This is a genomic window from Pseudorhodoplanes sp. (assembly GCA_032027085.1).
Classification (GTDB): domain Bacteria; phylum Pseudomonadota; class Alphaproteobacteria; order Rhizobiales; family Xanthobacteraceae; genus Pseudorhodoplanes.
The window spans coordinates 2,938,405-2,956,397 of record JAVSMS010000001.1 but is presented as its reverse complement, the minus strand read 5'-3'; the positions used below and the strand labels follow the sequence as shown (position 1 = coordinate 2,956,397).

Annotated in this window: 18 protein-coding genes; 10 read left to right on the top strand and 8 right to left on the bottom strand. The window is 62.2% G+C overall.

Going from position 1 to position 17,993, the window contains the following annotated elements; genetic code table 11:
- The first annotated feature begins 17 nt into the window (after nt 1-17).
- Genes lptG through RO009_14165 form a run of 6 tightly spaced genes read left to right on the top strand, consistent with a single transcriptional unit; the run spans nt 18 to nt 7,626 of the window.
- Complete coding sequence (lptG, locus tag RO009_14190) at nt 18-1,070, top strand: LPS export ABC transporter permease LptG (GenBank protein ID MDT3686182.1); 1,053 nt, start codon at nt 18-20, stop codon at nt 1,068-1,070.
- Complete coding sequence (locus tag RO009_14185; protein MDT3686181.1) at nt 1,070-3,586, top strand: LPS-assembly protein LptD; 2,517 nt, start codon at nt 1,070-1,072, stop codon at nt 3,584-3,586. The genes lptG and RO009_14185 overlap by 1 nt, the downstream gene beginning before the upstream one ends.
- A 55-nt stretch (nt 3,587-3,641) precedes the next feature.
- The gene (locus RO009_14180; protein ID MDT3686180.1) at nt 3,642-4,652 is read left to right on the top strand and encodes a SurA N-terminal domain-containing protein; all 1,011 of its coding nucleotides are present in this window, start codon (nt 3,642-3,644) and stop codon (nt 4,650-4,652) included.
- Between the two features lie 24 nt (nt 4,653-4,676).
- A complete protein-coding gene (gene pdxA / locus RO009_14175) occupies nt 4,677-5,720 on the top strand; it encodes a 4-hydroxythreonine-4-phosphate dehydrogenase PdxA (GenBank protein MDT3686179.1) in 1,044 nt (347 codons plus the stop codon).
- Nucleotides 5,717-6,565 carry a 16S rRNA (adenine(1518)-N(6)/adenine(1519)-N(6))-dimethyltransferase RsmA gene (gene rsmA, locus RO009_14170; GenBank protein ID MDT3686178.1) on the top strand — a complete coding sequence of 283 codons (849 nt, stop codon included), beginning with the start codon at nt 5,717-5,719 and terminating at the stop codon, nt 6,563-6,565. Before pdxA ends, rsmA begins: the two co-directional genes overlap by 4 nt.
- A complete protein-coding gene (locus RO009_14165; GenBank protein MDT3686177.1) occupies nt 6,562-7,626 on the top strand; it encodes an alcohol dehydrogenase catalytic domain-containing protein in 1,065 nt (354 codons plus the stop codon). Before rsmA ends, RO009_14165 begins: the two co-directional genes overlap by 4 nt.
- 60 nt (nt 7,627-7,686) lie before the next feature.
- Here RO009_14165 and gmk read toward each other — a convergent pair whose 3' ends face one another.
- The 7 genes from gmk to fabD all read right to left on the bottom strand — a co-directional run bounded on the left by gmk (nt 7,687) and on the right by fabD (nt 14,425).
- Nucleotides 7,687-8,343 (bottom strand): guanylate kinase, encoded by a 657-nt coding sequence (gene gmk / locus RO009_14160; GenBank protein ID MDT3686176.1) that lies wholly within the window; start codon nt 8,341-8,343, stop codon nt 7,687-7,689.
- Nucleotides 8,340-9,227, bottom strand: a complete 888-nt coding sequence (locus RO009_14155) for a YicC/YloC family endoribonuclease (GenBank protein MDT3686175.1) — start codon at nt 9,225-9,227, stop codon at nt 8,340-8,342. The genes gmk and RO009_14155 overlap by 4 nt, the downstream gene beginning before the upstream one ends.
- Before the next feature lie 103 nt (nt 9,228-9,330).
- On the bottom strand, nt 9,331-10,542 hold the full coding sequence (gene mltG, locus RO009_14150; GenBank protein MDT3686174.1) for an endolytic transglycosylase MltG: 1,212 nt from the start codon (nt 10,540-10,542) through the stop codon (nt 9,331-9,333).
- A gap of 261 nt (nt 10,543-10,803) precedes the next feature.
- The gene (gene fabF / locus RO009_14145; GenBank protein ID MDT3686173.1) at nt 10,804-12,063 is read right to left on the bottom strand and encodes a beta-ketoacyl-ACP synthase II; all 1,260 of its coding nucleotides are present in this window, start codon (nt 12,061-12,063) and stop codon (nt 10,804-10,806) included.
- Between the two features lie 100 nt (nt 12,064-12,163).
- Nucleotides 12,164-12,403 (bottom strand): acyl carrier protein, encoded by a 240-nt coding sequence (locus tag RO009_14140; protein ID MDT3686172.1) that lies wholly within the window; start codon nt 12,401-12,403, stop codon nt 12,164-12,166.
- A 262-nt stretch (nt 12,404-12,665) separates the two neighbouring features.
- Nucleotides 12,666-13,403 carry a 3-oxoacyl-[acyl-carrier-protein] reductase gene (gene fabG, locus RO009_14135; protein ID MDT3686171.1) on the bottom strand — a complete coding sequence of 246 codons (738 nt, stop codon included), beginning with the start codon at nt 13,401-13,403 and terminating at the stop codon, nt 12,666-12,668.
- A 77-nt stretch (nt 13,404-13,480) separates the two neighbouring features.
- On the bottom strand, nt 13,481-14,425 hold the full coding sequence (fabD, locus tag RO009_14130; protein MDT3686170.1) for an ACP S-malonyltransferase: 945 nt from the start codon (nt 14,423-14,425) through the stop codon (nt 13,481-13,483).
- Nucleotides 14,426-14,715: 290 nt separating this feature from the next.
- On the opposite strand from fabD, the gene rpsF reads away from it, so the two are divergent.
- The 4 genes from rpsF (at nt 14,716) to rplI (ending at nt 17,145) form a co-directional block, all read left to right on the top strand.
- Nucleotides 14,716-15,183 carry a 30S ribosomal protein S6 gene (gene rpsF / locus RO009_14125; protein ID MDT3686169.1) on the top strand — a complete coding sequence of 156 codons (468 nt, stop codon included), beginning with the start codon at nt 14,716-14,718 and terminating at the stop codon, nt 15,181-15,183.
- Between the two features lie 3 nt (nt 15,184-15,186).
- Complete coding sequence (rpsR, locus tag RO009_14120; protein MDT3686168.1) at nt 15,187-15,435, top strand: 30S ribosomal protein S18; 249 nt, start codon at nt 15,187-15,189, stop codon at nt 15,433-15,435.
- A 109-nt stretch (nt 15,436-15,544) separates the two neighbouring features.
- A complete protein-coding gene (locus tag RO009_14115) occupies nt 15,545-16,510 on the top strand; it encodes a DUF2232 domain-containing protein (GenBank protein ID MDT3686167.1) in 966 nt (321 codons plus the stop codon).
- Nucleotides 16,511-16,539: 29 nt separating this feature from the next.
- On the top strand, nt 16,540-17,145 hold the full coding sequence (gene rplI, locus RO009_14110) for a 50S ribosomal protein L9 (protein ID MDT3686166.1): 606 nt from the start codon (nt 16,540-16,542) through the stop codon (nt 17,143-17,145).
- Nucleotides 17,146-17,150: 5 nt separating this feature from the next.
- Here the strand turns inward: rplI and RO009_14105 are convergent, their stop codons facing one another.
- Complete coding sequence (locus RO009_14105) at nt 17,151-17,876, bottom strand: hypothetical protein (GenBank protein ID MDT3686165.1); 726 nt, start codon at nt 17,874-17,876, stop codon at nt 17,151-17,153.
- Between the last annotated feature and the right edge of the window lie 117 nt (nt 17,877-17,993).

The window sequence follows — 17,993 nt, the reverse complement described above, 5'->3', positions numbered from 1 at the left end:
TCTGGCGATATTTCGGAATGCGTTTCGCGGTGTCTGCGCTGGCCGTATTTGCGGGCGTGCTCGGGCTCGTGGCGCTGCTCGATTCGGTCGAGCTCATGCGCCGGACGTCGGGGCACGCGCACGTCACCGCCTTGCTGGTGTTCAAGACTTCGATTTTCCGCGTGCCGATGGTCACCGAACGGATCATGCCGTTCTGCGTGCTGGTCGGGGCGATGTCCTGCTACGTCAATCTCTCGCGCCGCAACGAGCTGGTCATCGCCCGCGCGGCCGGCATGTCGGCTTGGCAATTCGTGGCGCCGGCGATCGCCGTCGCTCTGACCCTCGGCGCCGTGGCGACCGCAATCTACAATCCTGTCGCAGCCTATATGCTCGAGCAATCCAAGGTCTATGAAGCGGAGATTTTCGGAAAACGCGAATTCGGGATGCAGGAGACCGGTTTCTGGGTGCGTCAGCGCAGCCCGGACGGGCAGTCGATAATCAACGCGCGTTCCGCCCTCGGCCAGGGCCTGCAACTTACCGGCGTCACGGTATTCACATTCGACCATGACGGGCGCTATCAGGACCGCATTGAGGCCAAGAGCGCGGTGCTGCGGGACGGCGCCTGGATCCTGTCGGAAGCGAAGGTCTATCCAACCAACGCCGCGCCGCAGGACTTCGCAAGCTATCCCCTGAAAACGAATCTCTCGCCGGAACAGGTGCGGGAAAGCTTCGCCACGGCAGAAACCCTGCCCTTCTGGGAGTTGCCCGATTACATCGCCACCGCGGAGAATGCGGGTCTGAGCTCCGCCGCCTACCGCCTGCAGTACCAGAAGCTCTTGTCCCGCCCGTTTTTGCTGGCTGCCATGGTGATGCTGGCCGCCGCCTTCAGCCTGCGGTTCTTCCGCATGGGTGGGGTCCAAACCATGATCCTGGGTGGCATTTTATCGGGCTTTCTGCTTTATGTGCTGTCGAAAGTCACCGAGGACATGAGCAAGGCTGAGTTGCTGTCCCCTGTGGTGGCGGCTTGGGGACCCGTCTTCATTGGCGGTTTAACGGGGTTCTTGGTGTTGTTGTATCAGGAGGACGGGTGATGGCCGCATCGACCACCGCTCGTCCGCCGGCGCGAATGGCCTACAGGCGCGCCCGTCGAATCGTCTGCCTGCTGTCTGTCGCCGCAGCACTCTGCCTGGCGGACGGTTCCGCCATGGCGCAGACGAACTATTTCCAGTTCGAGCAGCGTCCGAAACCGCCCAAAAAATCGCAATCCCTCGCCAAGCCGACCGACCAAGGCGACAAGCAGATGCTCGTCCAGGCGCGCGAGGTCCAGTACGACCATGTGAACGAACGAGTGTCGGCTGTCGGCAACGTCCAGATCTATTATGGCGGCTCGACCGTCGAAGCCGACAAGGTCATCTATAATCAGAAGACCAAGCGTCTGCGGGCTGAAGGCAATGTGCGGCTGACCGAGGCCGGCGGCAACATCACCTATGGCGACATCCTTGAACTGAACGACGATTACCGCGATGGCTTTGTCGATTCGCTGCGGCTGGAAACGCCGGATGCGACCCGCTTTGCGGCGGCCCGCGCCGACCGGTCCAGCGGCAATTACACCGTGCTGCAAAGCGGCATCTATACTGCCTGCGAAGCATGCAAGGAGGATCCGAGGAAGCCGCCGCTCTGGCAGGTCAAGGCCGCCCGCATCGTCCATGACGAAGGCGAGAAGATGATCTATTTCGAGCAGGCCCAGCTCGAATTCTTCGGCAAGCCTGTCGCCTATTTCCCGTTCCTGTCAGCGCCCGATCCGACGGTGAAGCGCAAGAGCGGCTGGCTGATGCCAATCTTCGGGACTGACTCAAAAACCGGCTTCTCGATGGAGGCGCCGTATTTCTGGGCGCTGGCCCCGAATTACGACGTGACGCTCACGCCGACGATCACGACTAGGCAAGGTCCGATGATGCAGGCGGAGTTCCGGCATCGCCTCATGAACGGCGCCTATGCCGTCCGCGCCGCTGGCATCCGCCAGCTCGACAAGGATTATTTCATCTACGACGACGGCCCCCTCAAAGGATCGCCGACACCGGGCCATCGCGACTGGCGCGGCGCCGTCGAATCAAGCGGCCAGTTCGCGCTGAACCAGCGCTGGGTCTGGGGCTGGGATGCGCTGCTCGTCTCCGACAAGACATTTTACCAAGACTACAATCTGTCGACGATGCGGGCCAATAACCGCGACCCCTTCAGGACCGGCACCTGGACCGGTAACGACGCCGGCGTGTCGCAGCTCTATCTCGCCGGCGCCGGCAACCGGTCCTATTTCGACGCCCGTGCGATCCACTATTACGGTTTCTCGGAAGCCGATCGGCAGAGCGAATTGCCGGTCGTGCATCCGGTGATGGATTATTTTTATACCTTCGGGCAGCCCATTCTCGGCGGCGAGCTGACGTTCAGAAGCAACTTCACCAGCCTGACACGCGACAGCGCCTCGTTCGACCCGATCACTCTTGCCGCCTCCAATACAGGTCTCTGCGGTCCGACCTCGGCCGACCCCGCTCAGAAAAACCTCAACAACTGTCTGCTGCGTGGCGTCGCCGGTAACTACAGCCGCTTCTCGGCGGAAGCGAGCTGGAAGCGCTCGATCACTGACCCCTTCGGTCAGGTCTTCACGCCCTTTGCGTCGGTTCGCGCGGACGCCGTTTCGATGCATCTGCAGCCTGAGGCCGGCGTTTCAAATTTCATCGATACCGGCGAATCCAATCTCGTGCGCGCCATGCCGACCGCCGGCATCGAATATCGCTACCCCTTCATCAGCGTTCAGTCCTGGGGCACGCACACCATCGAGCCAATTGCGCAAGTGATCGTGCGTCCGGACGAGCCGGCGGACCGGCGACTGCCGAACGAGGATGCGCAAACCCTTCTGTTTGACGACAGCAACCTTTTCCGGGTCGACAAATTCTCCGGCTGGGATCGCATTGAAGGCGGCGGCCGCGCCAATTACGGTCTGCAATACACAATGCAGTTCAACCAGGGCGGCTTTATCAACGCCCTGTTTGGCCAGTCCTATCACCTGTTCGGCACCAACTCCTTCGCGACCGGTGACATCACCAATACCGGTCTGGATAGCGGTCTTGAAACGCGGCGCTCCGACTATGTCGCCCGCCTCTCCTATCAGCCGGATCGCATCTACTCGCTGAGCACGCGCTACCGCTTCGACGAAAACACATTCGCGCTGCGCCGGTTCGAGATCGAGGGTCGTGCAAATTATGACCGCTTTTCGGTTTCCGCTTTGTACGGAAACTACGACGCTCAGCCGCTCCTCGGTTTCCTTACTCGTCGTGAAGGCATCCTTGGCAGCGTGAATGTCAAGTTATCGCAGAACTGGGTTTTGCAGACCGCTGCCCGCTATGACATCGATGCCGAGAAGTTCGACCAGACCCGCATTGGCGTCGGATATGTGGACGATTGCCTGATCTTGGGTCTGAACTACATCACCAACTATACTTACAGCGGCAATCCGGAAGCCGACCACAGGATCATGCTGCAACTCAGCCTGCGTACCCTGGGCGAAACAGCCGTCTCCACCGGAGTGAGCGGTCTGCCCGGTGGGCTGTAACGGGTTTTGGAACGTCGACGGCGCGGCAGCTCTCTGAGGAAGCCCGCCTAGAATCTTGAGCCAGGAGACCGGCCAAGTGAACCATAAAGTGAACAATCAAGCGAACAGCCAAGTGACCAGATCAAGACACTGGATGACGATTTCTTCCTCTTGCCCTGCATTGCGTTCAGGCGCCCTCGGCGCAGCCATAGCAATTGCCATTGTCCTGTTTGCGGTGCAGCCGGCCCCGGCGCAGGTAGCGCTGCTGGTGAACGGCGACCCGATTACGAACTACGATATCGAGCAACGCGGCCGGCTCATTCAGATCTCGACTCGTAAACAGCCGTCCCGCCAGCAGATCATTGAAGAGCTGATCGGCGACAAGCTGAAAATTCAGGTTGGAAAACGATACAACGTTGTTGTCTCCGACACCGAGATCGACAATGCATTTGCTAATATTGCTCGCAGTTCGGGCACAACGGCGGACAATTTTGCAAAAGGTCTGGAGTCGGGAGGCCTTAACCCGAATACGCTGAAGGCGAAACTTCGGGCCGATATCGCATGGGGGCAGATCGTGCGCGGCAAATTCGCGTCCCGCCTCCAGGTCGGCGAGAAGGATATTTTCGAGGCTATGGAAAAGAAGACCGACGGTAAGGATGTGGGGCACGAATATCTGTTGCGTCCGATTGTCCTTGTTGTCCCGCGCGGCTCGCCGGCCTCCTTCGTCGAAGCCAGGAAGAAAGAAGCCGACGCGCTGCGGGCGCGTTTTCAGGATTGCGCGACAGGCGTGCCGTTCGCACGGGCGCTTCGCGATGTCGCCGTGCGTGAGCCGATCCGGCGCAATTCCGCAGATCTTTCCCCCCAACTGCGCGAGAACCTGAGCAAGATCGAGCTCGGACGACTCACGCCGCCCGAGGTCACCAATTCCGGTATTGAGATGTTCGCGGTCTGCGAACGCAAGGAGACCGCGTCGGAAACGCCCGGCAAGCGCCAGATTCGCGACGAGATGTTCTCGGAGCGTTTCCAGGAGCAGGGCAACAACTATCTCAAGGAACTCCGCGCCGGCGCCATGATCGAATACCGGTGACGCGTGAGGATGCGAAAGCGCGCCGTGTCTCAATCAACGTCGCAGCGGCTCCCGCTGGCGCTCACCATGGGTGAGCCCGCCGGAATCGGCCCGGACATCACGCTTCTTTGCTGGCAGCGGCGAAAGGAATTCGACCTTTCCCCTTTTTATATCGTTGCCGATCCGCAGCATCTTGCCGAACGCATGGTCCTGCTCGGCCTGCAACTTCACATCGAGACGGTCGAACCGGAACAGGCATTCGATGTGTTCGAGACCGCGCTTCCGGTGGTCGCCCTGGAACACACGGCGACGGCAAAGCCTGGAAAACCGGACGTATTGAGCGCACCGGCGGTGATTGCCGCAATACGCCGCGCGGCAAACGATGTCACCCAAGGCCGCGCGGCCGCGATCGTCACCAATCCGATCGCGAAATCAGTTCTCTATGCGGCGGGATTCAAGGATCCCGGACACACGGAATATCTGGCGCGGCTCTGGCGGGAAATCGGCGGCGAGCACGCCCATCCGGTCATGATGCTCTGGAGCGATGACCTGGCGGTAGTTCCGGTCACCATCCACATTCCTCTCCGGGACGTGCCGTCGCGGCTCACTCAAGACTTGATCGTCGAAACCGGCCGCATCGTGGCGCATGATTTGGCACTGCGCTTTCGCGTTCCCCGCCCGCGCATTGCGGTCGCCGGGCTCAATCCGCACGCGGGCGAGAACGGCGCGCTGGGACAGGAGGATCTGCTGCTTGTCAAGCCGGCCGTGGACAAGCTGAGAGCCGAAGGGATCGATGCGCGCGGACCCTTGTCGGCGGACACGATGTTCCATGCGGCAGCGCGCACGACCTACGATGTCGCATTATGCATGTATCACGATCAGGCGCTGATCCCCCTCAAGACTCTCGCCTTCGATCATGGCGTCAATGTTACACTCGGCCTGCCCTTCATCCGCACATCGCCCGATCACGGAACCGCGTTCGACATGGCCGGGAGCGGCAAGGCCAATCCGGACAGCTTGGCCGCCGCCTTGCGGCTCGCCGCTCGCTTGGCAGACAATGCAGCGTTGCCCTCCGCGGACCCTCAATGAGCGCGATCGACGATCTGCCGCCCCTGCGGGACGTGATCCGCCGGCATGATCTCGTCGCAAAGAAGTCGCTCGGCCAGAACTTCCTGCTCGATCTCAATCTGACGTCCCGGATCGCCCGCGCCGCCGGACCGCTGCGGGATGTCACTGTCATCGAGGTTGGCCCCGGTCCCGGCGGGCTCACCCGCGCGCTGCTCGCTGCGGGCGCGAAGCGCGTTATCGTCATTGAACGCGATCATCGCGCCATCGCCGCGCTCAAGGAGATTGCGGAACATTATGGCGACCGGCTGCAGATTTTCGAAGCCGATGCCACGACCTTCGACCCAACCCCGCATCTCTTGGGGCCGGCACGTATTGTCGCCAATCTGCCCTATAATATCGGAACGGTGCTGCTTGTCCGATGGCTGACGACCGAGCCGTGGCCACCTTTCTATGACCGGCTGGTGTTGATGTTTCAGCGTGAAGTCGCCGAGCGTCTGGTGGCTGAGCCCGGCTCGAAGAGCTACGGCCGTCTCTCCGTGCTGTCGCAATGGCGCACCCAGCCCAAGATCTTGTTCGATATCGCACCCAGCGCCTTCGTTCCCCCGCCCAAGGTCACCTCCTCGGTGGTCGAATTCATCCCTCGCAACACACCCTTGCCCTGCGACCGCGTCGCCCTTGAACGAGTGACCGAGGCTGCCTTCGGCCAGCGACGCAAGATGCTGCGGCAAAGCCTGAAATCTTTGGGTCACAGTCCGCAGGCGCTGCTGGCCGAGGCGGGTATTGCCGAAACCGAGCGCGCGGAAAATATCGATATTGCCGGTTTCGTGCGCCTGGCCCGTGCATTTTCGGCTAGCATCGCACAATGACCAAGCTCATCCGACAATCGCTGATCGCCTATGCGGTGCCGCTCTGCGAGACCACCGTCGAGTGCCCGTCACCGCAGGGTACCGAAGTCTTGGTGCGCGTGAGCCGCTGCGGCGTGTGTCACTCCGATATCCACATGCAGGATGGCTATTTCTCCCTCGCCGGCGACAAGAAGCTCGACGTCACCGCCGGACGAAAATTGCCTTTCACGCTCGGCCACGAAATCGCGGGGGTCGTCGAAACCGCCGGCCCCGATGCGGCTGTCGCGGCCGGACGGGAAGTCGCGATCTATCCCTGGATTGGCTGCGGCACCTGCGGTGCGTGCAAGGCTGGCGAGGAAAATCTTTGCTCCGCGCCGCGGCATCTCGGCATCTATGCCGATGGCGGCTACGCCACGCACGTGCTCATCGCGCATCCGCGTTATCTGCTTGACTATGCCCCGCTTTCACCGGCTTTTGCCGGCGCCTTGATGTGCTCGGGCCTCACCGCTTTTGCGGCGCTGAAGCGCGTTGCGGATCGCGTCAAACGCGGACCACTGCTGCTGGTCGGCATGGGCGGCGTCGGCATGATGGGGCTAGCCTTGGCGCAGGCCATGTTCACGGACGCGCCCATTGTAGCCGACATCGATCCGGCTAAGCGGGAAGCGGCGCTCAAAGCCGGCGCGCGCGTTGCTTACGATTCCGCCGATCCTGCAACGCGCAAGACGTTGCTGAAAGACACCGGTGGCTTTGCCGCCGTTGTTGATTTCGTGGGCGCAGAACAGTCGCTCGCCTTTTCCACGTCGCTCCTTGCGCGCGGCGGCAAGGTGGTGGTGACGGGCTTGCTCGGTGGAAATTTTGCGATGCCGGCGGCGATGTTCTCGCTGAAAGGCATTGGCATCGAAGGCATCATCACCGGCACGTTGAGTGAAGCGCAGGAACTCATGGCCCTTGCCCGCGCAGGCCGAATCCAGTCTCCTCCGATCATCGATCGGCCGTTGCGCGACGCGCAACTATCGCTTGACGAGTTGCGCAAAGGCCAAGTCGTCGGTCGCATTGCGCTCAATCCTCAAGGCAGCATATGAGGCAATTGCGATTTCAGTTGAATTATTTGGCAGGCCGCTTGAGCTTGTTGCGACACCGTTTCATGGCGTCAATTTCTTCAAGTCTGCCAATAGCTTGTCCACAAACCCCTGGATGTCTTCCTTTTGCACGCGTTTAAGGCGTTCGGCGGTGAGAATGCCCCGCAGCCGCGCGAAGCTCTTGTGGAGGTCGCGATTGACAAGGACGTAGTCATATTCGCCCCAATGCGGGATTTCCTCGGCCGCGTTCTTGAGACGCCGCGCGATGATGTCACTGCTGTCTTCCGCCCGACGTTCCAGACGCGCCTTCAATTCCTCCGCCGTCGGCGGCAGCACGAACACGCTGACCACGTCAGAACGCATCCGTTCATAGAGCTGCTGCGTTCCCTGCCAGTCAATATCGAACAGGATGTCTCGCCCCTCTTCCAATGCGCGCTCAACCGGTTCGCGCGGCGTGCCATAATAGTTGCCGTGCACTTCTGCCCATTCCAGCAACTCGCCGCCGTCGCGCATGAGCTCGAATTTGCGCCTGGAAATGAAATGATAATGAACACCGTCAATCTCGCTGGCGCGCCGCTCGCGGGTGGTCACCGAGATCGACAACGAGACATTCTCTTCCTGCTCCAGCAGATTGCGCGTCAGCGTCGTCTTGCCGGCACCGGACGGTGACGACACGATCAACATGATTCCGCGGCGTGCGATGTCGATCTGGTCGCTCATTCGAGATTCTGCACCTGCTCGCGGAATTGCTCGACCACGCTCTTGAGCTCAAGCCCGATATTGGTCAGTTCGACGTCGTTCGATTTCGCGCAGAGCGTGTTGGTTTCGCGGTTGAGTTCCTGCGAAAGGAAATCCAGCCGCCGCCCGATCGCGCCGCCGCCCGCCATCAGCTTGCGCGCCTGCGCGATATGCGCGGCGAGACGGTCCAGTTCTTCGCGGATATCGGCCTTGGTCGCGAGCAGGATCGCTTCCTGATGCAGGCGATCGGCATCGAAACGGCTCGATTGTTCGAGCAAGGCTGCAACCTGTTCGCCCAGCCGCTTCCTGATCGCCTCCGGCTGCCGGCCCGGCACGGCTTCCGCGCGTGAGGCGAGAACCGCCATTTCATCCAGCCTTGCCGCGAGCAGCTTGCCGATCGCATCGCCCTCATGCCGCCGCATCTCGCTGAGGCCGGCAAGCGCCTGTGTGAATGTCTCGATCATGGCCGCTTCCGCGGCCGCGCGGGCGTCTTCGCTGTCCTCCTGCTCGATGACTTCGACCACACCCTTCAGGCCGAGCACGCCGTCGAGGCGCGGCTTTTCTGCATCAACCCGGCCGGACAGATTCTGGATCGTGGCCAATAGTGCCGCGAGAACCGGCTCATTCACCCGCACCACCGGTGTGACACCCTCGCGGCTGATGGTCAGGTTGGCGTAGACATTGCCGCGCGATAACCATTCCGCCGCACGGGCGCGCGCGGCGACTTCCACCGCATCGAAACCCGGAGGCAGCCGAAACCGTAGGTCCAGCCCCTTGGCGTTGACGGATTTGATTTCCCAGAACCAGACATAGGTTCCGCTCGCGCCGTGGCTGCGAGCGAAGCCGGTCATGCTCGACAGCGCCATCGGCTGATTTCTCGCTTGAACGGAAAGGAATCGGAACGCGCCAGACCTTAATCGGGGCTTTCCCGGCCCACAAGACGGCGCTAAGGCGCCCAAAACACTCCGGCTATTGAGGCTTGGGCGCGCTCTGACCACGCGGCCCATTCGGCGCCGGACGCGGCATGACGGTGCGGTTGGGCGAAGCCGCGGGCGGTGACGCTGGCGCGGCTGCCGCAGGTGCCGCCGGGGTGACTGCCGTCGACTCTCCCCGCTCGATCGCACGCAGGCGCGCGACATGCTTGAGATGCTGGTCGTAGGTCTCTGAAAAAGCGTGCCCGCCGGTGCCGTCGGCAACGAAATACAATTCCTTGGTTCGCGCCGGATTGGCGGCCGCTTCGATCGACTGGCGGCCGGGATTGGCGATCGGACCGGGCGGCAGCCCGTCGATGATGTAGGTGTTGTAGGGCGTCGGCTGCTCGATTTCGCTCTTCATGATCGGCCGCCCGAGCGAGCCCTTGCCGCCGACCAGGCCGTAAATGATGGTTGGATCGGACTGCAGCCGCATCTTCTGCTTCAGGCGGTTCACGAACACCGCAGCAACACGCGTGCGCTCCTCCGGCTTGCCGGTTTCCTTCTCGATGATCGAGGCGAGCGTAACGAGTTGCTCCGGCGTGCGGATTGGCAGGTCGGGCATGCGGCGCTCGAACGCCTCCTGCACCACCCGGCGCTGGGACTGCTGCATGCGCTTGATCATTTCCTCGCGCGAAACGCCGCGCGTGAAGCGATAGCCCTCCGGGAGCAGCGTGCCTTCGCGCGGCACCTCGCGGATATTGCCGCTCATCGCGTCATTTTCGAGCAGGCGCGCCACGATCTGCTCCGAGGTCAGGCCTTCGGGGACCGTGAACAGATGCTGCACCACCTTGCCCTCGATGATGGTCTCGGCCACATCGCGCATGCTGGCGCCCTTGGCGAACTGATATTCGCCGAATTTCAGATCCTCGCCGCGCGCCTTGAGCGCCAATGCGCCACCGACAAAGACCCAGGGCTGCTCGATGACTCCCTCACGCTGCAGGAGCTCGGCAATGTCGCGCACACCGCCGCGCGGGATGTTGACGATCTTGTCCTGCGCCAACGGACCGGGCGCCTCGAAACGCTGCTTGCCCCAGAAGACGATGCCGCCGAGCACCACCGCCACCAGAAGCACAAGGGTGAAGATCGCATTTCCGATGATCACAAGCGGGTGCCGCGCGCTGCGCGAGCGCTGTGGCGGCAACGAGACCCGTTCCGGTTCCAGCGCAGTGCGCGGTGAGCGTGGTGGCGTGATCCTGTTCTGGTCCATCAGGCGTCAGATCGATCGATTTCAGACAAATGGAAATACAACATTTCTCGCGAACATGCCGAAGCATTCGTGCAGTGCGGCAACAAGCCGTGATTTCCGGTCAGCTACTTCCCCTCGCTTATGCATAGGCGTCAAGCACAGCCGGTGTCCAGATGCTCCTGCCCAACGAATTCATTATAGCAATTAATAGCCTGTTAGGGCGCGGTTGTGGCCGAACCGCGACAGTCCCTGCGACCCTTCACTGCAACTCCCGCGGGCAGACTAGTGAACGGCGCGGAAGATCAGCGAGGCATTGGTGCCACCAAACCCGAATGAGTTGGACAGCGCCACCTCCACATCACGCTTGCGCGCCTGATGCGGGACCAGATCGATCGGCGTTTCGACGGAGGGATTGTCGAGATTGATGGTTGGCGGGACGATCTGATCTCGAATCGCAAGAATGGAAAAGATCGCCTCCACCGCGCCTGCAGCGCCGAGCAAATGCCCGATCTCCGACTTTGTGGATGACATCGATATCTTGCCGGCGGCGTTGCCGATCACGCGCTCGACCGCGGCGAGCTCGATCGTATCGGCCATCGTCGAAGTGCCGTGCGCATTGATATAGTCGATGTCGCCCGCCGTAATTCCTGCGCGCTTGATGGCGGCGCTCATGCAACGGAACGCCCCGTTGCCGTCCGGCGAGGGCGCCGTGATGTGAAAGGCATCGCCCGACATGCCGTAGCCGATCAATTCGGCATAGATTTTCGCGCCACGCTTCTTGGCATGCTCATGTTCCTCGAGCACCACGGCGCCCGCGCCCTCGCCCATGACGAAGCCGTCCCGGTCCTTGTCATAAGGACGCGACGCCCGCGTCGGTTCGTCGTTGAAAGATGTCGACAACGCCTTGCAAGCCGCGAAGCCCGCGAGCGACAGCTTGTCGATCGGCGACTCCGCGCCGCCCGCGACCATGACATCGGCGTCGCCCAACGCGATCATGCGGCCGGCGTCGCCGATGGCATGCGATCCCGTCGAACAGGCAGTGACGACGGCGGAATTCGGACCCTTCAGGCCGAATTCGATCGAGACGTAGCCCGACGCCAGATTGATGATGCGGCCCGGGATGAAGAAGGGCGACAGACGGCGCGGACCTCGCTCCTTCACCAGGATCGCGCCCTCCGCGATTCCGCCAACGCCGCCAATGCCCGAGCCGATCATCACGCCGGTGGCAAACTGATCCTCTTCGGTGGTCGGATTCCAGCTGGCGTCCTGCAGCGCCTGCCGCGCTGCGCTCATCGCGAAGACGATGAAGTCATCCACTTTCCGCTGCTCTTTCGGCTCCATCCACTGATCAGGATTGAACGTGCCGTCGCTGCCGTCGCCGCGCGGAACCTGACAGGCGATCTTGCACGACAGATCGGAGACGTCGAATTTTTCAATTTTACGGGCGCCGCTCTGCCCCTGGAGAATGCGTTGCCATGTCGTGTCGACGCCGCACCCCAGCGGCGTCACCATTCCCAATCCTGTGACGACAACACGTCTCATATTCTGGCTCCACGGCCGCGCGAAAGAATCGCCTCCGGCGATACGCGGCGCCATCTGGGCCCCGCGTTCTCAACCGGATTCCAACGGCCTGACGGCGCTTTCAGCTTTTTGCGTTCTTCTCGAGGAACTTGGTCGCATCGCCGACGGTCAGGATGGTTTCGGCGGCATCGTCGGGAATTTCGCAGCCGAATTCCTCCTCAAAAGCCATGACCAGCTCGACGGTGTCGAGAGAGTCGGCCCCGAGATCGTCAATGAAGCTCGCCTGCTCGGTGACCTTGTCAGGTTCGACTCCGAGATGCTCCACGACAATCTTCTTCACCCGCTCGGCAATATCACTCATCGTTCGAACCTCTGCTTTTAGTGATGGGGTCCGATCGGCACTGCGATCGCAACCGTCGTGGCATGGCCAAACCAATTCGCACAAGCAAGTCGTGTCGCACAAGCCCGTATTGACGGTGGCGTATTCCGATCCCGGACGGTGAGAATGTCCGCAGAACCTGAGCGCCCCCCGGCCCAGCCGAAGGTTCGGTACCACACTTCAAAACCGTTGACCAGCATGCGGATACACCTGTTAACCGCCTCAAACCACTGACCTTTCACTGTCAGATCATGGCCATTCCACCGTTCACATGGATGGTTTGGCCGGTGACATAACCGGCTTCGTCCGACGCGAGATAGACCGCCGCGGCGCCGATATCGTCGGGCGTTCCCAGCCTGTTGGCCGGAACCATTTGCAGGATCGCCTCGCGCTGTTTGTCGTTGAGCTTGTCAGTCATGGCTGTGGCAATGAAGCCGGGGGCGATGCAGTTCGCGGTCACGCCGCGCCGCGCGTATTCCTTGGCGATCGACTTCATCATGCCAATCATGCCGGCCTTGGCGGCGGTGTAATTGCCCTGCCCCGGATTGCCGGTCACGCCGACCACCGAGGTGATGCCGATGATGCGGCCAAAGCGGCGGCGCATCATGGTTTTCATGGCCGCGCGCGACAGGCGGAAGGTCGAGGTCAGATTGATCTCGATCACGCTGTCCCAATCCTCATCGCGCAACTGCACGAACAGATTGTCCTTGGTGATGCCGGCATTGGCGACCAGGATGTCGAGCTTCTCCATCTTCTCCTCTGCCTGCGGCACCAGCGCCTCGACCTGCTCCTTGTCGGCGAGATTGCAGGGCAGAACGTGCACGCGATCCTTCAGGTCCCCAGCAAGCTGGTCCAGCGCATCGCGCCGCGTTCCGGAAATCGCGACTGTCGCACCCTGCTTGTGGAGCGCCCGCGCGATGGCGCCGCCGATGCCGCCCGTGGCGCCGGTGACGAGCGCAGTCTTTCCGGTAAGCTCGAACATTGAAATCCTCCTCAAAGCGCTTCCCGGGAAAGACGACCCCCCGGATTTCCGTGAGAAAGCGCGATAAACCAAATAGCTTAGCTGCGCGATGCCTTGTAAGCGGCAATGTCTTCGGGGGTTCCAATTGCTGTACCGGTCGCGCCGCCGGCGATGCGCTTCACCAGGCCTGTGAGCACCTTGCCTGCACCAAGTTCGTAGAACTCGGCGACACCGTGCTGGACCATATATTCTACGCATTCGCGCCAGCGCACCGTCCCCGTCACCTGCGCGACAAGCGCCTGTACGATGTCCTGAGGATCGCTGAGCGGCCGCGCCATGACATTCGCGACTACCGGCACGGCGGGGGCATTAACGGTCACTTTTGAAAGCGCATCCGCCATCACATCCGCCGCCGGCTGCATCAGCGCGCAATGGAAGGGTGCGGACACCTGCAGCAGCATCGCGCGTTTCGCGCCCTTGGCTTTGGCAATCTCGCAGGCGCGTTCGACCGCCGCCTTGTTGCCTGAGATCACGACCTGTCCGCCGCCATTGTCGTTGGCCGCCTGGCAGATTTGGTCTTGCGCGCCTTCACGCGCCGCAGTCGCGGCATCCTCGAATGAAAGGCCGATCAGCGCCGCCATCGCCCCCTCCCCGACGGGCACCGCCTTCTGCATGGCATCGCCACGCGTGCGCAGCAGCCACGCCGCATCGCTCACGCTGAAGGCCCCGGCCGCCGCCAGCGCCGAATATTCGCCAAGCGAATGACCGGCGACAAAGGCGACATCCCGTTTCAGATCAAGACCGGCTTCCGCCTGGAGCACACGCGTCACCGCAGCCGACACCGCCATCAAAGCGGGCTGAGCATTCTCGGTCAGGGTCAGCTTATCAGCCGGCCCCTCCCACATGATCGCGGACAGCTTCTCACCCAAGGCCGCGTCCACCTCGTCAAAGACTGCCTTGGCCACGGGAAAGGCTTCGGCCAAGGCCTTGCCCATCCCTAAGGCCTGGCTGCCCTGTCCTGGAAATACGAAAGCTGCCGCCATTACGCCCCCGGCGCCTGGATTGCCTAAAACCGGGCGGAAAGACACTGCAAGGTGGCATGTGTCAAGCGTAGCGATCTCCTTTCCACCTTGCCTTCCGAGCAAAAATCCCTATAACCCCGGCTTCCGCTCGTCCCGGCCGGGGGCTGAACGGACGGCCACGTCTCGCAAGGGTCGTCGGCAGGGCCAATCGGTCCGTCGTCCCGTGTCTCCGCCATCAGAGCGTCGAGCCTTTCCGAAGGTCTCGTTGGGCTTTGCGCCGGGTGAGCGATGCAACCAGAGGAAAGGCATTCATGCCGTTATACGAGCACGTGTTTCTGGCGCGCCAGGACGCCAGCGCACAGCAGGTCGAAGACCTGACCAAGCAGTTTCAGGGCGTCATTGAAGGCCTCGGTGGAAAGGTCACCAAGAACGAATATTGGGGCGTGAAGTCCCTGTCGTTTCGCATCCGCAAGAACCGCAAGGCGCATTTCACCTTCCTGAATGTCGACGCGCCGCCCGCCGCGATCAGCGAAGTGGAGCGTCAGGAACGCCTGAACGAAGATGTTCTGCGCTTCATGACCGTGCGCGTGGACGAGCTGGAAGAAGGACCGTCCATCATGATGCGCAAGGCCGATCGCGACGAGCGCGAGCGTGGATTTGGCGATCGCGGCTTTGGCGGCGGTGGCCGATTCGATCGCGGCGATCGTCCGCGGCGGGATCGCGATGATCGCGCTCCCCGCGGTGACGACGGCGGCGACGCGCAAACGACGGAGGAATAAGCCATGGCATTCGGTGGTGGTGGCGGCGGACGCCGTCCTTTCTTTCGTCGGCGCAAGACCTGCCCCTTCTCCGGCGCCAATGCGCCGAAGATCGACTACAAGGACGTGAAGCTCCTGCAGCGTTACGTCTCGGAGCGCGGCAAGATCGTGCCGAGCAGGATCACGGCGGTCTCGACCAAGAAGCAGCGTGAACTCGCCCAGGCGATCAAGCGCGCACGTTTCCTTGGCCTGCTTCCATATGTGATCCGTTGATGGTTGAATAACGAGGCGCCCAGATTCAATCCGGGCGCTGATGGTTGGGACGGACGGGGTTTAGGACCTGCGATCCGTCTCTAACCGCTGCGAAGCGGGACAGCTTGTGATGATGCAGATTCTTCTGATCGGACTGGGAGCTGGCGCAGCCTCTGCGCTGCTGTTCGCTTCTGTTGCGTCCGGCTCGATCATCTCGATCCTGCTCTTCTATCTTGCGCCGCTGCCGATCATGATTGCGGCGCTCGGCTGGAGCCATTGGTCGGCCCTGTTCGCCGCCATAGTCGCCGCCGTCGGCCTGTCCGTGGTCTTCGGACCTTTTTTTATAGTCGCGTTCCTGATCGGGGTCGGTCTTCCCGCATGGTGGCTCGGCTATCTGGCCTTGCTCGCACGACCTATGGCCGACAGCCCGGATGCGATGGAATGGTATCCTGCCGGCCGGCTGGTCGTCTGGGCCGGAATCATCAGCGCCCTGACCGTTGTCGCCGCGATTCCGAATTTCGGAGTCGACGAGGAGTCGTTCCGCTCGGGTCTGCGTGCGTCGTTTGAGCGTGTGCTCAAGATGCAAAGCCCGGCGGACATGCCCGCGGATATCCGCAACATCGATCCCGACAAGGTGCTCGATCTGTTGGTAGCCGTAATTCCCCTCGCCGCCGCCGTGATCGCGACCTTGACCAACACCGTCAATCTCTGGCTGGCCGGCCGCATCGTCAAAGTCTCGGGCAACCTGCGCCGGCCGTGGCCCGACATTCCAGACATGCGTTTTCCACCATTTGCGCCGGCAATGCTTGCTGTTGCCGTTGCGCTGTCGTTCCTGCCCAGCCTCCTCGGAACGGTAGGATCGATTCTGGCGGCCAGCCTGCTGATGGCCTATGCGATTCTCGGCTTTGCGGTTCTGCATGCGCTGACGCGGGATGCAGCCGCGCGCGGTTTCATTCTGGCCGGCAGTTATGTCGCCGTGGTGGTGCTGTTCTGGCCCATCCTTCTGATGAGTCTCGCCGGTCTTGCCGACACGGCTTTCGATATTCGCGGCCGCCTCGCGAAAAAAAGCAGGCCGCCGATGGACCGCACCGATTGAATTTGAACGACACAACAAGGAGAAAGAACATGGAAGTCATTCTGCTCGAACGCGTCGCCAAGCTTGGCCAGATGGGCGAGACCGTGCGCGTGAAGGACGGGTTCGCCCGCAATTTCCTGCTGCCGAAAGGCAAGGCTCTGCGCGCCACGAAGGAGAACAAGGCACGCTTCGAAGGGATGCGCCAGGAGCTCGAAACCCGCAATCTTGCCGAGAAGAGCGAAGCGCAGAAGATCGCCGACAAGCTCGACGGCAAGAGGTTCACCGTGCTGCGTCAGGCCTCCGATACCGGCCAACTCTACGGTTCGGTTACCGGTCGCGACCTCGCCGCGCTGATCACCGAATCTGGCATCGCCGTGAACCGCAGCCAGATCGCCCTTAACGCGCCGATCAAGACCATCGGCCAGCACAAGGTGCAGGTGGCGCTACATCCTGAAATCGATGTCACCGTCACTGTGGCCGTCGCCCGCAACGCTGAAGAGGCCGAGCGTCTGGCCCGCGGCGAGGACGTGACCGTGCGTCGACAGGAAGGCGAAGAGCCGGCGGAAGAAGTCGCGACGGAAGCATTCTTCGAAGAAGCCGCTGCTCCGGCGGAAGAAGGCATGGAAGCGGCCGAGGAAGCCGGGAAGACGGCCTAGTTCCGCTAAATCCGGATTTCGGGTGGCGGCGGCGCGGCGGGCCTCTCCTCAGCGGGAGGCGCCGCTGGTGCCGCTGGTGTTTCCGACTCCGCAGCTGGCGCGGTCGGCTCCTCAATCTGCTTGATTTCAGGCGCAGATTTGGGGGCGCGCGCGGTCGCCGCCGGCTTGCGCTCGGACGGCCTGCGGCCCTCATCCCGTTCCCGGGAATGGCGACGGCTGGCCGGCGCGTCGCGGTCGACGGGCCTGCCGGCCTCAGTCGCAGGCTTGCGGCGGCCCTCACTCGGCGCGGCATCAGCGTCAGGATCAGCCGCGTCAGGCGATTGGCGGCGTCCAATCAATGCCGGCGGCCGGTCGACTGGCCCGCGCTCTCTCGCACTGGGGCGTTCAGGTACGCCGCGGTCAAGGCCGTCCGATGTCAGATAAGCCGCGATCATTCCGGCCTGCTGTGTTCCTGTCGTGTAGTGCTGACGCAGGAAATTTGCGAGCTGGCCGGTATTGCGGCCCTTGGCCAGACCATTCGGCTTCTGATGACAGACCGCGCAATCCGAGGCGAACATCTGGGGCGCGGTTTTCCCCTCATTGAGGTCGATTGCTTCGGTCTGGTGGCCCGACTGAGGCAACTCGGGAGCCGGTCGCGGGGCAGAGGCCGATCTAGGCTGCTGCGCATCGGCCGGATGGTTTCCGAGCCAAACCGAGGTCACCGCCGTCAGAACGATCAGAATCGCTCGCAATCGCCGCACCGAGACACCCCCGACCTATGAGATTAAGACAAATCTGGCCTGCAGCGGCCGGGCGATACCGACACCGCGCGCAAAACGGCCCTAACGAACGAATGTGGCCCCTTTTCG